The organism is Mycobacterium sp. NGS49 (genome assembly GCF_059812565.1).
The window spans coordinates 21,388-39,033 of record NZ_JCALCX010000026.1; the positions used below are offsets into that span (position 1 = coordinate 21,388).

The 17,646-nt window shown below is 66.1% G+C and carries 15 protein-coding genes and 1 pseudogene; 3 read left to right on the plus strand and 13 right to left on the minus strand.

The window, feature by feature from the left end; translation table 11 throughout:
• Positions 1-5: 5 nt before the first annotated feature.
• The 13 genes from AC5Y7D_RS23275 to AC5Y7D_RS23335 form a co-directional block, all read right to left on the minus strand.
• A complete protein-coding gene (locus tag AC5Y7D_RS23275; protein WP_499928116.1) occupies positions 6-296 on the minus strand; it encodes a WXG100 family type VII secretion target in 291 nt (96 codons plus the stop codon).
• A gap of 39 nt (positions 297-335) precedes the next feature.
• On the minus strand, positions 336-632 hold the full coding sequence (locus tag AC5Y7D_RS23280) for a WXG100 family type VII secretion target (protein ID WP_499928118.1): 297 nt from the start codon (positions 630-632) through the stop codon (positions 336-338).
• Positions 633-800: 168 nt separating this feature from the next.
• The gene (locus AC5Y7D_RS23285; RefSeq protein ID WP_499928120.1) at positions 801-1,991 is read right to left on the minus strand and encodes a PPE family protein; all 1,191 of its coding nucleotides are present in this window, start codon (positions 1,989-1,991) and stop codon (positions 801-803) included.
• Positions 1,992-1,998: 7 nt separating this feature from the next.
• Positions 1,999-2,295, minus strand: coding sequence for a PE family protein (locus AC5Y7D_RS23290; RefSeq protein ID WP_499928122.1), 297 nt, complete (start codon positions 2,293-2,295; stop codon positions 1,999-2,001).
• Between the two features lie 96 nt (positions 2,296-2,391).
• Positions 2,392-6,615, minus strand: a complete 4,224-nt coding sequence (gene eccCa / locus AC5Y7D_RS23295; protein WP_499928124.1) for a type VII secretion protein EccCa — start codon at positions 6,613-6,615, stop codon at positions 2,392-2,394.
• A complete protein-coding gene (eccB, locus tag AC5Y7D_RS23300; protein ID WP_499928126.1) occupies positions 6,612-8,126 on the minus strand; it encodes a type VII secretion protein EccB in 1,515 nt (504 codons plus the stop codon). Before eccB ends, eccCa begins: the two co-directional genes overlap by 4 nt.
• Positions 8,127-8,140: 14 nt before the next feature.
• Positions 8,141-9,214 carry a VldE C-terminal domain-containing protein gene (locus AC5Y7D_RS23305; RefSeq protein ID WP_499928127.1) on the minus strand — a complete coding sequence of 358 codons (1,074 nt, stop codon included), beginning with the start codon at positions 9,212-9,214 and terminating at the stop codon, positions 8,141-8,143.
• A 120-nt stretch (positions 9,215-9,334) separates the two neighbouring features.
• Positions 9,335-9,679, minus strand: coding sequence for a type II toxin-antitoxin system PemK/MazF family toxin (locus AC5Y7D_RS23310; protein ID WP_499928129.1), 345 nt, complete (start codon positions 9,677-9,679; stop codon positions 9,335-9,337).
• The gene (locus AC5Y7D_RS23315) at positions 9,673-9,933 is read right to left on the minus strand and encodes a ribbon-helix-helix domain-containing protein (RefSeq protein WP_499928131.1); all 261 of its coding nucleotides are present in this window, start codon (positions 9,931-9,933) and stop codon (positions 9,673-9,675) included. The genes AC5Y7D_RS23310 and AC5Y7D_RS23315 overlap by 7 nt, the downstream gene beginning before the upstream one ends.
• Positions 9,934-10,187: 254 nt before the next feature.
• A complete protein-coding gene (locus AC5Y7D_RS23320) occupies positions 10,188-11,078 on the minus strand; it encodes an EspK C-terminal domain-containing protein (RefSeq protein WP_499928133.1) in 891 nt (296 codons plus the stop codon).
• Positions 11,079-12,502: 1,424 nt separating this feature from the next.
• Positions 12,503-13,108 carry an Rv2240c family protein gene (locus tag AC5Y7D_RS23325; protein ID WP_499928135.1) on the minus strand — a complete coding sequence of 202 codons (606 nt, stop codon included), beginning with the start codon at positions 13,106-13,108 and terminating at the stop codon, positions 12,503-12,505.
• A gap of 341 nt (positions 13,109-13,449) precedes the next feature.
• Positions 13,450-14,148: a hypothetical protein gene (locus AC5Y7D_RS23330; protein ID WP_499928137.1), complete on the minus strand. Its 699-nt coding sequence runs from the start codon at positions 14,146-14,148 to the stop codon at positions 13,450-13,452.
• A gap of 35 nt (positions 14,149-14,183) precedes the next feature.
• Positions 14,184-14,687 (minus strand): helix-turn-helix domain-containing protein, encoded by a 504-nt coding sequence (locus tag AC5Y7D_RS23335; protein ID WP_499928139.1) that lies wholly within the window; start codon positions 14,685-14,687, stop codon positions 14,184-14,186.
• Between the two features lie 385 nt (positions 14,688-15,072).
• On the opposite strand from AC5Y7D_RS23335, the gene AC5Y7D_RS23340 reads away from it, so the two are divergent.
• From AC5Y7D_RS23340 to istB, 3 genes and pseudogenes are all read left to right on the plus strand, one after another.
• On the plus strand, positions 15,073-15,426 hold the full coding sequence (locus AC5Y7D_RS23340) for a WhiB family transcriptional regulator (RefSeq protein ID WP_499928140.1): 354 nt from the start codon (positions 15,073-15,075) through the stop codon (positions 15,424-15,426).
• Positions 15,427-15,733: 307 nt separating this feature from the next.
• Complete coding sequence (gene istA / locus AC5Y7D_RS23345) at positions 15,734-16,951, plus strand: IS21 family transposase (protein WP_499928221.1); 1,218 nt, start codon at positions 15,734-15,736, stop codon at positions 16,949-16,951.
• Positions 16,951-17,595 (plus strand): annotated as a pseudogene (gene istB / locus AC5Y7D_RS23350) (IS21-like element helper ATPase IstB); the annotation flags it as partial. The gene istA and the pseudogene istB, both read left to right, overlap by 1 nt.
• Positions 17,596-17,646: the final 51 nt, after the last annotated feature.

The window sequence follows — 17,646 nt, forward strand, 5'->3', positions numbered from 1 at the left end:
CGGATCTATACCGACGACCATGCAGAACTGACCGCACCGTCGGTGCCGTGCATGTTATTACCGGCGGTCTGCACCTTAGCCCCGTGAGCGTTGGCCTGCTCGTAAATGACCTGGAAGTTCCGGCCCAATTGGGTGATGAACTCCTGGCAGGACGCCGACCCGGCGCCGCCCCAGAAATCGCCGGCGGCCAGCACGTCACGCGCAATGCTCTGATGCTCGGCCTCGAGCGCGCAGGCCTGGGCGCGGATCGTCGCACCGTGGGCGTCGACGTCACCGAACTGGTAGTTGATGGACATGGTTCACGTTCTCCTGACGGTGGTGGTTCTCGTCCGCGGCTAGCTGCTCAGAACCTGCTGGGACGCCTGTTCCTGCTGCTCGTAGTTGTCGGCGTCACGGATCAGCCCGTCGCGCACGCCGTGCAGCATGGTGACGATGTTGCGGAACGCCTGATTCATCTGGCCCATGGTGTCCAGCGAGGTCGCCTGGGCCTGACCGCTCCAGCCGGCACCGGCGATATTCTGCGATGACGCCCACATCTTGCGGGCCTCGTCCTCCACCGTCTGGGCATGCATCTCGAAACGCCCGGCCATGTCCCGCATCGCGTGCGGGTCGGTCATAAACCGTGTTGTCATATCCTTCTCTCCTTAATTAACCGGGGATTGCGCACTATTTTTCAGCGTTGCTGTGACCCAAGTCTATTGGCCGTTCACAACGTCGGGCAACGGCGGCCGATGGCCAGTTTCAAAGAAAGTTCGAGACTCTGTGGAACGCCATTCCTGTCCCTTTAATCCCGAGCGAGATTAGTGGCGGTCAAACACTTTCACCGGGGTCCCGTACCGGGGTGTGCTAGCGCCGTCGCTGCCACGTCCACCCAGCCCGGCCGCCATCGGTGCGCCTCCGTACATGCCCGCACCCGAGGCAGAGGCGGGTACCGCCGCCCCCGTCGCCGCACCCGGTGGCGCGACCACGGGCGCTGCAGCCCTGGCGGCTGTCGTGCCCGATTCGCTGGGCCCACCGGCTGTCCAGGTCGCCGGCACCGATAACCCGCCCAGTGAAGCCGCGCGCCCCGCCATCGCCTCCACCCCGCCACCGGCCGAGGCCCCGCTGAGCCCGGATAACCCGTAACCCGTGAGGCCACCGGCAGCTCCCGCCCCGCCTGTGCCCATCCCGAGCACGCCAGGATTGTTCAGCATGCCCATGAAGGGGGACAGCAGGGATTGGAACTGGCCCAGACCCCCGGCCGGTGACCCCAGGCCACTACTGAGCGGAGACGAAAGTCCTTGCAGCGCAGAAGGTATCATGGTGACCAGCTGGGGTCCCATGGTCAGCATCGTTTGCGCGTCAAGGCCGGCCGGCAGACCGGTCAACCCGCTGCTCTGACTGGCGAGGTTGAACGGTTGCTGCCCCGCGGCGGTACCGCCCGATTGACCCAGCGCTGCGGCCTGGGCGGCCAGGCCCATCGGATTGGAGTTGGGCAGCGGTGGCAAAAACGGCACCAACGTGCCGGTGATTCCCGCCGCATCGGCGGCGAACCCGTACATCACCGTCGAGTCCTGGCCCCACATCTCGTCGTAGGCGGCCTCGGTGGCCGCAATGGCTGGAGTGTTGACGCCCAGAAAGTTTGTGGCCATCAGCGTCATCAGCGTGTCGCGGTTGGCCTCGATGACCGGCGGGGGCACCACCCCGGCCCGCGCGCCTTCAAAAGCCGCGGCAGCCGCACCCGCCGCGGCGGCGGCCTCCTCGCACTGCTGGGCCGTGGCGATCATCCACACGACATACGGTGCCGCCGCCAGTGCCATCGAAATCGACGACGGCCCCAGCCACGAACCCGCGGCCAGCGCTGAGACCACCGACCCGAACGCCGCGCCGGCCGAGCCCAACTCCACTGCCAGCGCCTGCCACGCGGCGGCCGAGGCGACCAGAGACGACGAGCCCGGGCCGGCATACATCCGCCCCGAGTTGATCTCCGGTGGCACCTCGTAACCGGTCATGGCACGGCTAAATCATGGCGGTGATGTTGAGCGCCTCGGCGGCGGCGTAACTGCCGGCGCTGGCCCCCATCGTCGCCACGAACATCTCGTGCACCACCGTTCCGATGGCCTGGGTCACCTGATACACCCCGGCATGCGTTCCGAACGCGGCGGCCAGCAGGGCCGATGCCGGCTCGGCCGCCGGCGGTATGACGCCCAGCGTGGCCGGGGCACCCGCGGCATTGCCCGCCGCCACGGTGCTCCCGATTGCGGCCAGGCTCGACGCTGTCGATTCCATCGACGTCGGTAACGCTGTCACGAACATACAACCCTCCTGAAACGTCAGTACATCGGAAACATCGTTAAATGGATGATTGGTTCTTGGCCGGAGTCTAGCGCCACCGACTCGGATGCGCGCGGTTCACGACGGACCCATTTCCGTCAGCCCCGGGTCCGCGACCTGCACATATATTCCCGATTCGGTGGTATTCATCAGGAATCCGCGGCCCGGTGGCATCGGGTGCCCCTTCCATCGGGCCTGGATGAAACCGTCATCAGGGTCGGAATCCATCACCAGCAGCGGAGCCCGGGACTCCCGCAGCCTGCGAAGGACAGGATCGGCCCCCATTGCCGAGACGAACCCGCCGAACGCGCGGGTGTAGATGATCCGCAGCCCCACATCGGCCCCGGACTCCACGAAACGCGCGATGGGTTCCAGCGGGGAATCAAAGCCGGGCGGGAGGCGCTGGGCGTCGTCGATCACCAGCCAAATCTCCGGGCCCGTCCAGGTGTGCTGCGCGATCGGGCCCGCCGGTGGGGTGTCGTCGGGCTCGCGGGCGGCCAGCACCGCGGCCAACTCCGCCATCCGCTGCTTGATCGTCGACGGAGTGGAGGCGAAGCGGTGTACATAAGGCGGGCCCAGCACATTGTGCAGCTGCCGGCGAGGATCGATCAGCCACACCTGCACCGCCTTGCGGCCATCGGAGTGCGGTGCATGCCCCTCAGCGGCCGGCGCACACGCCCGGGCGAGCTCGGTCATGATCACCGCGCACGCCGAGGTGCGCCCGCACTTGCCCTGCCCGGTGATCAGCAGATGCTGTCCCTCGAAGTGCACCGGCTGCTCGGTCTCGCTCAGCGCCCACACCAGCGACTCATCTGCGCTGGAAACGGCGCCGGCCAGCGCCGTCAGCTCCGCCGGCGTCACCCGCTTGGGAAGGCGGCGCACCCTGGGCGCCGCGCTGAACCGGGCCGCCCGCGCGCTCACCGCCTCGACGACACTGCGTGAATCGAACCCGTCGCCCGTTGCGGCGTCGGTGGTCGGGCGTGCCATCAAGGTGTGCAAACCCACCGGGTCCGCGCCGCGGCGCTCATAGTTCTGCGCGATCATGCCCCGGCCCGGACGGCTCGCCGGAACCGTGTCGGCCATTCGCGGCTTGACCAGCACCGCATCGGTGGTCTCACCGAGGCGAAGTTCGACCCGCGACCCCACCCCGAAGCTGTTGCGGACCTCCGGGCGCAACTCGCTGGTCTTGCTCACCGTGACCACCACATGAATCCCGAAGGTGGGCCCCTCCTTGATCAGCTTGTTGACCGGGTCCAGCAGCACCTCATACTCGCTGGCCAGGCCCGCGTAGTTGTCGATCACCAGGAACACATCGCCGTAGCCGTCGTCGGGAACGTCGCCAGGTTCACCGCCGAACTTGCGTCGCCGAAACACCTCCATCGACATCACCCGGTGTTCGTCAAAGCTGCGCTGGCGTTGCTTGAGCAGATGTGTCAGTTCGAACACGCTGCGGCGCACACCATCCCGGTCCAACGCCGGTGCGACCCCGCCGACGTGCGGCAAACCCGCCACACTGCCCAGTGCGGCACCGGAGAACGCCAGACAGTAGAATTGCACCTGCTCGGGGGTGTGGGTCATCGCGGCCGCGCACATCAGGTCCTGCAGTGCGGTCGTCTTGCCCGAGCCCTGCGCGCCGACAACCAGAACGTTGGCGCCCGGGCCCGACACATCCAGCCTCAACGGGTGCTGATCATGCTTGAACGGCCGATCCACCACACCAATCGGGAACACCAAGTCCGCGGTGCCGGCATAGTTGTCCTGCCAGTTGCGGCCCAGGTGCGCGTTCACCAGCTTCTCAACGCTCCACGGCTCGTCCAACGGAGGTTGCCACAGCCGGTACGGCTCGAAGTCGACTTGGCGAAGCTGATCGATGATGATGCGCGCGACCTTGGGCCGCATCAGCGCCGCATTGACGGCGTCCTCACCCGCGGTGGGCTCCGGATGCGGCGCTGATGCCGGCACACCCGAATCGGGTGCACCGGCGCGGTCCTCACCGGCATCGGAGGAGGGGACGGGTGTCAAATCCGTCGTAAAGAGTTGCGGTGCAAAGTAGGTCACGGACGGGCCAGTTCCCGCGGAACTGTCGTCGTCGAAGTCCTCGATGCCCGGCTTGCGGTACTCCCGCCACAGCCATTCGCCCCGGAACTTCGTCACGTCCGCGTTCGACGGCGTGCCGTGCAGGAAATAGCAGTCACCGGACTGTTTCAGGTTGACCGCGTTGGGCACGCCCACCGCCGTCGCCGCCGCCTGGGTCTGCGCTTTCAACGCCAGCCGGTACCCCATGTTTCCCAGCAGCTTTTCGGCCCGGTTGTCGATCTCCTGGCTGGCGATCAGTAGATGGACCCAATACGAGCGGCCCTGCCGGCAGATCTGATCCAGGGCGTCTTGAACGTCGGCCGCCATCATCTTGAACAGCTCGGCGAACTCGTCGATGATGACCAGCAGCACCGGAAGTGGCGGCAACGGCTGCTGCCCCGAGGCCAACCGGGCCGCGCGCATCTTGTTGTACTCCGTGGCATCATCGGCGCCGGCCTTGTCGCACAACGCTTTACGCCGCGCGATCTCTCCCCACATGGCGTCGACAAACCTGTCCAACAGGCTCTGGTCGTCCTCGAGGTCGGTGATGATGTGCGCTACGTGCGGAACGCCGGCGAACGGTTTGACGCCCGAGCCGCCCTTGAGGTCGGCCAGCATCAACTGAAGGTTCTGCGGAGGATGCCCCAGCACCAGCGACACCAGCGCAGTGCGCAGCATCTCCGTTTTCCCCGAGCCCGTTGTTCCCGCCATCACCCCGTGCGGGCCGTGGCCCCCCTGCGATGACTCCTTGAGGTCCAGGAAGAACAGCTCTCGGTTGTCCGCTCGGTTGCCCAGCGGAATACGCAGTCGCTGAGCGGAATTGATGTCACTTCGACTCGCCCACAGCGCCTCGAAATCGATGTTCGCAGCATCGTCGATCCCGTAGTGGGCCAGGATGTCTCGCGCCATGAACCGGTCCGCGCTGCTCATGTCCAGGGTCTCGTAAGCTTCCGCCAACCGCCAGCGGGCCATCCGTTCGGCGAAGGCTTCGGCGTCATCGCGGCTCATCTGGTCGGCGACGGCGAAAAACTGCGGGCGGTGGGCCTCCTTGGCGTCCCAGGTCACTGGGTCGCGCGGAACCGCCGTGATGGTCCCGTCCCCTGAGATGTCCAGCACCCGCTTCGGGTCAGCGCAGGCCGGCACCAGGGCGTTCCCGCGCACATCGAAGAACGTCACCCCGCTGATTCCGGCGCTATCGCCCAGCCGATCCCAGCCCTGGTCGGTGTCGCAGACGATGACTGTCTGCGGCAACGGTGCGATCGGTTCTTTGAGCGCCCCATGTCGCGCCCTGAACTCGCCGCGCCCCCGCAAGGCCAGCGCCTCCTGCTGGGCGGCGAGAAAATCCGCCACCGACCCGTACACCATCCGTACCGGCCCGGCGCCGTCCTCAGCGGCCGTGTCACCGGCATGCGGCAGCCACTTCACCCAATCCCATTCCGCCGCATCCGATGTCACCACGACAAGCCGAACGTGATCGCTGCCGTGGAAAAACGCCAGCTGACAGATGACCGAGCGCATCAGCCCCAGCACCCGCTGCCGCGGCCCGCGCAACGCATAACCCGGCTCGACCATCAACGACACCAACGCCGGCGTGCCGTAAGCCACCGTCTGATAGCGCACGAACTCCTGCAACACCTTGCCCGTCACCGGCTCCAGCTCGATATCGGTCGGCATGTCTTGCGGCTCGGCGAATCTCGCCGCCCCGGACTCCACCAGATCCGTCATACCCACGCCCACGCGCACCACGCCGAACCAGGTATCGGTGCCGTCGGCCTTGCGTTCCCACATCCGCACGCTGCCCAGGCTGGCCTCCAGCGTCGCAGGCGGTGGGTGATACCACCGGTAATTGGCATCCAGGCGGTCCGCCATCTCCGCGGTGCTGGTCCGCAACTGGTCGACCACCAACAAGAACCTGGCCCGCAACGCATCCAACTTGGTGCGCGACAACTCCTGCGAACCGCCACGGCCGGTGAACAGCATCGCCAGCAGACCGCCGACCATCAGGATCGGGAAGAACGACCCCGCCCCGGTGAACGATCGCGCACCGCTGGCAAAGCTCATCCCCACCATCGCCCCGACCAGGCCGATCAACCCGATCACCAGCACCACCGTCCACCACGGCTTACCCTCCGGCGGAGGCGTTTTCAGTGGCGTGGGAAGCTCAATCGATGCCGGCTTCAGTTCCGGCGCAGCAGCGGGCTTGGACCGGGCGAACGCTTCCTTCACTTGGGGATCTCCAATGGCGCAGGGTTACCGTCCACCGGCAACGCGTTGTGCCGCACCAGTGCATCGGTACGCGACAACATCGGGCCGGCCGCCAACAGCCGCAACACCGACCACGGAGCCGGCCGCGGAGGACTCGACAACCCCAATGCCCTCAACGTCTCATCCTCGCGAGCCACACCGAACCTCACCCCGGAATCGGACACCCACCACAACGACTCAGCCGTGGACGATGACGGTGAATTACCGGTGGAAACAACGTAATTAGCGAAATCCCGACCGAAAAACACACGATCGGCCTGCAACGCCGAACCGCCGGCTTTCACCAGTTCAACCACCTTGCCGGTATCAGAGTCGGCCACCGGGATGGTGGGCCCCACAATCAGCGACGTCGACGCCATCGACTCCCCAGACACCCTCTCCCAATGCCAGCACGCCGACGCATTCACCTGGCTATCCACCACGCGCGGCGGGGCCGGCGGAAACGCCGACAGATCCAGCACGTTGACGACGGGCAGTTTTGCCAACACCGCACCCGCGACAACCGGCGTCCCCACCCCGGCCGGGCCCGCATTCTGCAACACCTGCGCCGCCAACGCCGACACCGGCTGCACACCCTCGGCAAGGACCACCGAATACGCCGTCTGACCACCGACCTGCGGAGTCGCCACCACCGTCCCCACCGGTCCCGGGGCCCCAACGAACGTCGCCGGTGACCCCGCACCGGCGATCACCGGCACCGACAACACCGGACCCACCGCAATCGCATCAAAGAGCGCCCGGCTCATCGGCCGCGCCGACGACAACGCCTCGGCCCCCAACCCCAACGCCAGCAACACCGCACGTGAGCCCCGGTCAATCAGCGAACGGCGACCATCGCGGATCAGCCACACCTCGTCACCGAACCGGCGCACCAGCGCATCATCAGGGCCCACAACACGGCGGCGCTCCCCCAACTGCGGGCGCCCGTCGATCACCGTCACCGTCACCGGTTCGGGAGCTCCAGCGCCCAACGCCTTAGTGATCTCATCGCACACCAACCACGACGACCGCGGCGGGGACGTCGCCGACATCTCCTGCGGGGCCCCCGCAATACCCACCAGAGGACCGCGGGGGCGGGCGTCGATTTCACTGCGCCGCACCCGATCCGGAATGGACGGCGCACCGGCGATCAGCCGGGCCGACACCAGATTCAGCGCCGGATACAGCTTGTCGCCCACCTGCACGTACAAGGCACCGGAATGCTGGTCAGCCAAAATCCGAGACGAGCCCGCCGAGCTCGCCGGCCGCACGAACGACAAGAACAACGCGCCCAGACACAACACCGCCGTGGCCGTCACTCCTGCCAGCAACGCCATCGACTGGCGCCGCCCCGGCTCGGCCTCCATCCGCACCCGCCGCCTGGTCATCGCCAACACCGCGCGGCGGGCAAAGAACTGGTGCCCCGACACCTGCACCCGCGTCGAGAGCACCAGACCACGGCCCGGCCGCCGATCCTCCTCAGACCTGCTCACAGGCTCTATCTCACTCACAGCCGGTACACCTCGTCGCCACGGGCATGCCCGCCGCCATTGGTCGCGATATGGACGTGATCCATGTGGTTCTGCGTCGCAGACCCGCGGTTCTCCATCAACTGCGACGACCCGTCCGGGTTGTATAACGTCTGATGCCAAATCACGTGATTCAGGTTGAACTGGTGGGTGTGCGCAAGCGCGAACCGTAACACCGCATCCCCCAACGCTTTGCCGTGCGGTGAACTCGGATCAGGAATCATCACATCGATGGCCTGACCATTCGGATGCCACTTCAACGAATCAGGACGCACCCCACCGATAGTCCGGATCTCAGGAAACGCCGCCGACACCGCCCGAGCGGCCAAAATCGTGTCGCGCTGCAACCCCTTCTCCGACGCCACGCCCGGCGGCAACACCCCCCCAGCCGAGCGGCCCACCATACTGGCTGGTGTTCCGACACCGCCGCTCGCCCCGCCTGAGCCCAGCTGGCCCAGCAGTGACGTCGGGAAGCCACCCAGGCCACTGAGCCCGCTGATACCCCCGCCCCGGGCGCCGCCGAGCATCATCGGAATGTTGCTCAATCCCGACAACCCACCGCCACCACCGCCGGCCCTCAACCCCTGATAGGCCTGAGCCATCTGCCGCAACCGCAGCGTCAACAGCCGATTCTGAGCGGTGGTCTGCTCGATCTGACGCTGCATCGCGCCCAACCGCTCATCCATCGCCGACACCATCAGGCGCATCCCCGCCCCGGTGTGGGCCACCCGCCCGATCGCTGCCGCCTGCGCCCGCGCCACCTCCCGCACCGACCCCGAACCAGCATGTCCCCGCTGCCCCACCGCCCCTGCTTCACCGGCACCGTGACCCGACTCCGCGTCCAAGCCGGACACCAGGCCGCGCATCGCCCCATACGCACCGGCGGCGCCGGCCACCCCGGCGCCTAAGCCGCTGCCACCACCAGGAGCCGGCGGTGCAGCGCCCGCACCGCCACCGGCGGCGAACGCCTTGGAAGCGGGGCCCCCCGAGGCGGGAAACAGCTCATGGGCGCGGGTCAGCAGCCGATCCACATCCGCGACCAACCGCGCCACACCGCCACCCACCCACCAAAATTAACCCGCCAAAAACCCCCCCACCACAACGGAACACATCGAAAGACAGGTGGCCAATACACCACCCCCGCGCCGTGGGTCGAAAATGCCCGATTTGACTTAAAGGTCGAGTACGCGACGAAGTCCGCGGTCGACTTCGTGCATCAAGCTCGGCGGTATCTCCCCGATGCGATCGCTGAGGTCGGTCTTGTTCAGCGTCACAAGTGCCGTGACGTTGACGACCGAATCACGGGACAGTCCCGTGGTGGACGCAGGTAGGAACACGTTGCCTGGCATGGCTGCTAGCCCCGTGTTGGAGGTGATCACGGCGGCTAGCACCGTGGCGAGGCGACTGGCGTTGTAGGGATTGGACTGGATCACCACTATGGGACGACGCCTGCCGGGCCGGCTGCCGGACGGCGCGCCGAGGTCGGCCCAGTAGATCTCTGCGCGGCCGATCACCACTCGTCGTCCACGGCGGCAAGCACCCGGTGCCCGACGGCCACCGCGGCGGCTTGCCCCTCATCGCTGTCACCGAGCCGATCACCAAGATGCTCGAGAGCGTCGTCGATCTGCCCGGTCAGCGATTGGCTGTCCAACTCGTCGAGGTAGCGCTGTGCGGCCCGCGTGAAGAACTCCGACCGGCTCATGCCGAGGTCACGCGCCCGGCGCGAAGCGCGATCGAACGTCTCATCCGGTAGGGAGATGGCGGTCTTCATAGGCCAATAGTATAACCCGGTATAACTCGTTCCTGACATCGTCACCGGGCGAGATTGCTGCGTCAGACGTTGCGCGGCCTGTGTGCTTAGGCTTCCAGCAGCTAAACCGGGAGGGCTTCACCGAGGGCGGAGAATAATCCCCTTGTGGAGGTCGCCGGACAGCATCGTTCGGCCGCCGACGCGTTCGACGCGGCGCTTGCTGCCACAGCTGGTGGAGGGCAACGGTCCCGGCTGCTCGCCCTGACTGGCGCGGGTCAACACACGTAATCGAGAATGGGCACTCGCACCCCTGCAACCGATGCCGCGTACACCACATCAGCCATCAACGGATCAGATCTCTTCCAGCACAACAACATTTCGAGCCTACGACAGTTGATGAAGCAGTTGTGGTAACTGACCACCTGCGCCGGATCCTCCAAGCCGTTGAGGCCAGGGCGCTGTGCAGCCATCATCAGCCGCTCGGCATCGTATTCGGCGCTCAACGCCGACCACTCCTCAGCCTTGGGCCACCCGCCCGCCACCAGCGCGTGTGCTATCGCCTGCGCAACCGGCGACAACTCAGGCCCGCCGCCGAACACCACTCGCCGGACCAACTCACGGCAGTATCCGCGAACCGCATCCTCATCCAGCGCTTTCAAATCCGCATACAAACCAGGGCTCACCGTCTGTAGCCGGTGCATCCGTGTGCGCCGCAACTCCGAGGCTGGACCATCCGGACCGGCATGCGGCACACCGATCGCCACCTGACGAACCCCCTCATCCGGATCTTCGAGGAACTCCGAGGGCCAAGCCCACGTCGTCGCGACGGCGCCTACTTTGTCCCCGTACGCGCGGGCCGCACGTACCGCCTTCTCCGCCGGGTTTGACCATCCGAGCCACCGCGCATCGAAATCCTCTTCAAAACCCGCCGCAGCCGACATCCCGTTCCGCAAAAAGACGCCCGGCGGGACGTAGCAGGCCCCGTCATTGGTTGCCACCCACAAGGTCGTACCGCCAGATCCGTTGTGGCCCACAGCCACCGCCCAATCAAGCCCGGCATCCACCACACACGACGCGCCGGCCAGTTCAGCCACCGCCATCTTGGCCAGCTCCACATCCGACGCCGCATCGTCACGTGACACCGCGGCCGCGGCTCGTCCGCCCATCGCCGGCACCAACCCTGCACCAGGTCCAGGCGCAGCCGAACTCACGCTTTCGCCGGGAAGCCCCGGCATAGCCGGAATCGAGCTCGGCGCGGGCGCGGCAGGTCCGGCCGGTGGCAGCACCGACCCATAAGGAGTCAAACCACCCGCCGGCATCCCCGCCGCTGGCGCTGGTGCCGCAACAGCTGACGGCGCAGCCGTGGAAACTGCCGCGGCCGGGGCGGCAATTGCGGGCGCGCTCGAAGCCGGGGCAGCCAGTGGCCCGCTTGGTGCCTGCGGCACAGACCCAAGCGCCGGGGCCGCGGCCCCACCTGCGGCCGTCATACCTGCGGCCAAGCCGCGCCCGAAGTCCAGACCCGCGGTCGAAGGCGTGGTTGGAGCCTGCAGCGACGGCGAACCCAAACCAGCCGGCGACATCGAAGCGCCCGGAGGAAAACCCATACCGCTGAATAACCCCTGCAGCCCAGAAAGCGGAGAACCCGACCCGCCCCCACTCGGCGCACTGGGCAGCCCAGACATTGGGAGGCTCCCAGCCGACCCCAACGGCGTCGGCAAGCCACGTCCAGGGATTGGCCCCGACGAACCAGGACCATCCGTCGAGTGTGGTGACGCAGGGCCACTGGCGGGTCCATTTGTCGCCCCACCCGATGATTGAGCCGAGGTCACGCTCTGGGGTGGGCCTTGAGGCTTCGGGGTGCCTGGCGGTGCCGGTTCGTCACTCGACTGATCTGCATTTGTCCCACTACCTGCAGGTCGTACACCGCCGCCTTCTGGTGTCAGCGGGAAGTTCCCAAGCATCTGGGTGGTGTATTGGGCGGAGTAGGTGTGCAGGTCTGCCATGTGTGCCTGCACGACTGCCCGGTATTTGCTGGTGATCACCGCGATCTGGGCTAAGGACTGCCCGTTACTGCTGCGCAAGTACGCTTCGATTTCGGTGTGCATGGCGCTGTTCGCCTGTGCCATAAGCCGTTTCGTGCGTGCCACGTCCGCTGCGGCCTGGGCTAGGAGCCTTTTGGCGAGCCTTGATGCGGCGCCGGAGTCGTTGAGTAGTCGCTCCAATCTGGAGTAGGCCGTGTCGGCGGCATCCGCCGCTTCCCCTTGCCAGATTCCGGAGGTGAACACTGCATTCCGCGCGGCGTGAACGTCATCGGACTGACCCTCACGAAGGTTTTCGCGCTGTCTATTGGCCTCCGAGACGTTCTTGAGCTCCGTTTCGGAATCCTCGGGCCACACAAACGGCGCGAATAGTGCGGAGGCGAACAAGCCTTGCGGCTTTGGGTGATCACCACCCGACAGCAGAGGAATCCCGATGTTCGGCACGCCTGACAACGGCTTGGCCTTTGTAAACATCCTCAGCAGCTGCCCAGCCTGGTCCTTATTGCGTTCAGCCCACGCCTCGGCCGATCCAGTGACCACCGCCATCCCAACTACCTGGGCAGCCCGCACGCATCGAGTAGGGCGTCGCTTGCCTCGTTGCGGCTGTCAGTCAATTGGTTGACCTCACTGGTTAAGGCGTTACCCATCGCAGCCGTTGTCTGGGCCAGTGTGGCGCTAATGTATCTCTTTGCCGCCGTCGCGACTTCCTGCGGCACCGACGGTATGAGGGCATTCTGCACCGCTGACGCGCTGTTGAGTGAGCGAAGCACTACCGGCACATTTAGTTGGCCCTGCACCCGTAGCCCACCTTGTCCTTCTTGCCCGCGCACGGAGATGTCGAATACCTGGCAGAGGTTCTTTTTCGCTGTAGCTGCTTCGGTTGCACTCAACTCAGTTCGCGTCGGTGTTGGCGTTGGCGTAGCTGCTGACGGTGCAACTTGTCGATCAGCTCGCGCAGCGAGATAGGTAACTGCCGAGCCAACCGCTGCGGACAAACCCACTACGACGAGCAATGCCGCTACAGCCCAGGGCCAGCGGCGGCGCGGGCGTGTGGGGATACCGCTAACCGGCGGCGGCGGGCTGGGTGTGGAAGTCGCGGGTGGGGGTGGAAATGTCACCGGCGACGAAGGTGCGTTCTTGGACCACGGTGACGCCATCTCCAAAGTCCCCCTTGTTAGCTGCTCAACGTTCCGGAATTAGCCGCCTCAGTCGTCTCGACTGCGGCGACACTGATTCCGCGGCTAGCCGAGTTGGCGGTGGCGTGGGCTTGCACCTGTGCATCCCGCACGGCGTGCACCGCATCGACTGCGTGTAGCAGCGGCGTCATGTAACCGCCGATTCTTAGACTCCGAATCTGCCCGCTCGGTTGGGCCGCCGCAGAGGCATCCGCATCGGCCAAACCGGTACGTGTGGCGGCGGGATCCATTTCGAACATGGTTGGCATGCTACCGTCGCCGACCCTGCGATACGTGGGTCGAGCAGCACCAACTTCCGACGCTTAGGGCAGTAGCGCGGCCAGCCGTGGATCGTCGGCCCAGGCGTCGCCGAAGGTCCCGTAGGCGCTCAACAAGCTCAGCGCTGGTGTAGCCACGCCGCTGAACCTGACCGGAACAGTCGAGCTGAAGCCAAGTGTCAACGTCCACTGCTGCAGGTCTGGGTGGAACTCCGTGCAGTCCCCGAACCACAAGCTGACCAGGCCGTGCGGCTCGGTGGCGCACAGCAGTCGCTCGGTCGTCACGATCGCCGCGGTGGTTTGGTGCCATCGCCACTGCGGTGCCGCTTGACGTTGTGCGGCTGATTTCCGACGGTGGTTGACCAGACCCTGAACGGCCAACGCGCCAACCATGACCCTCGGCGTGCCCGCCGCGATCAGCGGCAGCGACGAATAGCTCGCCTTTGACCAGCAATAGCGGCTGTAGCCGATGTCGACGTTGAGCAGCGCCAGCTCGCCTGCTCTGAGCACTGGCCCGAACACGCTCACCGGTGTCGGCGGTAGGCCAGCCTGCAGCGCCGCAGCACACTTGCGGCTGTACTGCCACCACTGCTCGGCGTCGCTGAGTGCCCGCGCAGGAGTTCGGGGATTTTGGCCGGCGCGCACTCTTGGGCTCGCCGGGGCGCAGACGCGCGCCGGGGCGGCGGCTGTGCGGATGGCGGGGAGTCGTTGTGGGCCCGTCGGCATCCCAGGAATGTCCAACATGAGCAGACCGTAAGCGGAGGGGCTGACACCGCCGTTTAGCCGTCGCGCAGCTCCGCCAGAATCCGGATCGCCTCGGCGCGTTCCCCATCCTCTAACCACGGCAGCATCCAAATCAGCGCTTCTTCCATCTCGCGGGCCGCCGTGGCGAATTCTTCGTCGAGCGCGGCCCGCGCTGCGGCAGCCATGCCGTCTCGGTGCTGGGAAAACGAGCGCCGCATCTTTAGCATCCAGCGGGCCCTGGCGAAACGCTCCGCTGTCGCCGCCGGATTCTGGCCACCTGGTCGCGGCGCGGGGGCGGTGGTGGTAGCCACTGGGCGTGGGCCACCGCCCTCGAGCACGGTGTCGATGGTGCCCGGCTCCCACTCGATCGCGCGCTCCAGCGCGCGGCGCAGCCGCGAACTGAGACGGCCTGCGCGGTTGGTCTCGATGGCGCGGATCGTGGCCACCGAAAGCCCGCCGCGCTCGGCCACCTCAGGCTGCGTCAGTTTGAGGTGCTTGCGCCGAAGCCGCACCTCATCGCCGAGTCGCTCCCACGACATAACCAGTATTTTGCCCGACAGACCGCTAAACATCGCTATCCGCCCGTTGGTTCGGCTAAATCAGCGCTGCGGCCCATTGCTCGGCGGCCCGCTACGAGGCGTGCCCGGAAATGGCCGCTGACATGCGGGTATTGCACCTCAAACCACAGGCCTGATCGAGCGTCCCAGCAAATCCCACACCACTAGTTTAGCGGTATAAGCGCTAGAACCGCTAAAATATCTGTTAGATTGGCGGTGATTCGCCGGGTTACGCACCGGTGATGAACCGGGCCGACCGGTCCGGAAGTACCTGCCCTGGAGCACAAAACGGAGGATGCCCATGACCAGCCCGATCACGGCCCCGCTCACGAAATCGCCTTCGGGCCGGCCGTTTGCCTCCATTCAAATGCCGACCGCTGTACGGCTGTTTCACACCGCTGACACCGAGTTGGCCTGCCGCCAACACCCCGACATGTTCTTCAACCCCCACCGGATGCGCCGGGCTGTCAGCCTGTGCGCCGGTTGCCCCTTCCGCGGACGCTGCGGTTACAACGCCGTGGCCACCGGCGCCACGCACGGTGTGTGGGGTGGCATGGTGTTGCCCGGCGACTACCCCTCCAAACTTGCGCCGATCTACGCTCGCCTCGCCGAACAGTTCGAGCAGTGCCGGCGCCGCGAAGTCGGCGACGTGCCGGTGGCCGCGCTGCACAATGTTGAGGATCGCGACAGCCCTCCAGCGACTTACCCCGGCGCCGCATAGGCACCCCCGGCAATGCCGCGCGTACGACTGGACCTGGTCGACAACCAAGACTTTTCGCGCTACTTCCCCCTGGCCGGGATCAAGCGTTCCCTCCGGCCAGGACATCGTGCACAAACAATGAGACCTCCGGCGTGTCTTGATGCTGCTTCATCCCGTTGAGTGGGCATGTCGAGGCCGCGCCGGCCCATCACTCGGCCGACGCAAGCCGTTGACCGTTGGGCCGCCGAACGAATGTCGGTTCCGGTCGAAAACTGAGCAGGTGATTCCGGTCGAAAAGTGAGCACCCTTCGATTGGAGAGTGATCACTGTGGAGGATTGGGCCGAGATTCGCCGGCTGTCGAAGTCGGAGAAGTTGTCGCAGGTGGCGATCGCGCGGCAATTGGGTCTGTCACGAAACACCGTGGCCAAGGCACTGCGTTGCGATGCACCGCCGCGCTATGAGCGGGCACCGGTGGCGACATCGGGGTGGGCGCAGATCGAACCCGCGGTACGGGCGGTGCTGAGTCGGTATCCGAGGATGCCGGCGACGGTGATCGCCGAGCGGGTGGGCTGGACGGGTGGGCATTCGTGGTTCGGGGAGAACGTCACACGGATCCGGCCCGAGTACGCCCCGGCTGATCCCTGTGACCGGTTGGTGCATCTGCCGGGCGAGCAGGTGCAGTGCGATCTATGGCTGCCCGGCCGGGTGGTCCCCGATCATGCCGGGGTGTTGCGGTCCTTTCCGGTGTTGGTGATGGTGGCCGCTTACTCGCGGTTTATCGCCGCGATGATGATCCCGTCGAAGGTCACCGGGGATCTGCTGGCCGGGATGTGGCAGCTGCTCTCACAACGCATCGGCGCGGTGCCTCGAACACTGTTGTGGGACAACGAGTCCGGTATCGGCCAACGCGGCCGGTTGGCCGAGGGGGTGGCGGGGTTCTGCGGAGTGCTCGGTACCCGGCTCATCCAGGCCCGTCCCTATGACCCCGAAACCAAGGGCTTGGTGGAGCGGGCCAACGGCTATCTGAGGTCCTCGTTTCTACCCGGACGCCGGTTCGTTTCGGCCCACGACTTCAACACTCAGCTGGCCGACTGGCTTGCGCAAGTGGCCAACCCACGCACCCACGCCACGACCCGGCTGATCCCCGCCCACACGCTCGGCGCCGATCGACAGGCGATGGCGGCGCTGCCGCCCCTGGCCCCGACGACGGGCACCACGATCACCACGCGGCTGGGTCGGGACTATTACGTCAACCTCGGCGGCAACGCCTACTCGGTGCACCCGGAAGTGATCGGTCGGATGATCACCGTGACCGCTTCGCTGGATCGAGTGGTAGCCCACTGCGCAGACCGGGTAGTGGCCGATCACCAACGACTCTGGGGCGCAGCCGGATTAGCATCAGACCCACAGCATGTGGCCGCAGCTTCGATCATGCGGGAGAACTTCCGAGACCGTCCCGCCGTGGGTGCGCACCTGGACGTCGAGGTCCAAGTCGCTGATCTGGGCGCCTATGACGCGGTGTTCGGGACCGGGGAGGTCGCCTGATGGTCACCAAGCGCGCCTCGGTCCCCGGCGAGGCCGACAAGCTGATCGCCCATCAATCACGGCTGCTCAAAGCCCCACGCATCGCCGCCCACTACGGGCGTCTGGCCGAACAGGGTCGTGCAGCCGGCTGGTCGTTGGAGGACTATTTGGCCGCAGTGCTGGCCGTGGAGTCCAATGCCCGCGCTGAATCCGGTGCCCGCCAACGCATCCGATACGCCGGGTTCCCGGCGATCAAGACGATCACTGACTTCGACTTCACCGCCCAACCCCACCTCGAACGTGCCCAGATCGCCCGCCTGGAAGGCGGTGGCTGGCTGGCCGAAGCCCGCAACATCGTCCTGCTAGGTCCACCGGGGACCGGGAAAACGCATCTGGCCACCGCATTGGCCATCGCGGCCGCCCAAGCCGGATACCGAGTTGCGTTCGCTCCGGCAACGGGCTGGATCACCCGCCTGGCCGAAGCCCACCGCATCGGCCGCCTCGACGACGAACTGCGCAAGATCTCCCGCACCGGGCTGATCGTCATCGACGAAGTCGGCTACATACCCTTCGACACCGAAGCCGCCAACCTGTTCTTCCAGCTCGTCTCCACACGCTACGAGAAATCGTCGATCATCTTGACCTCCAACCTGCCGTTTTCCAAAGCGCACTTGTTCGTGCGAACCTGTGCGGAAGTGGCGTCGAAACGTGACACG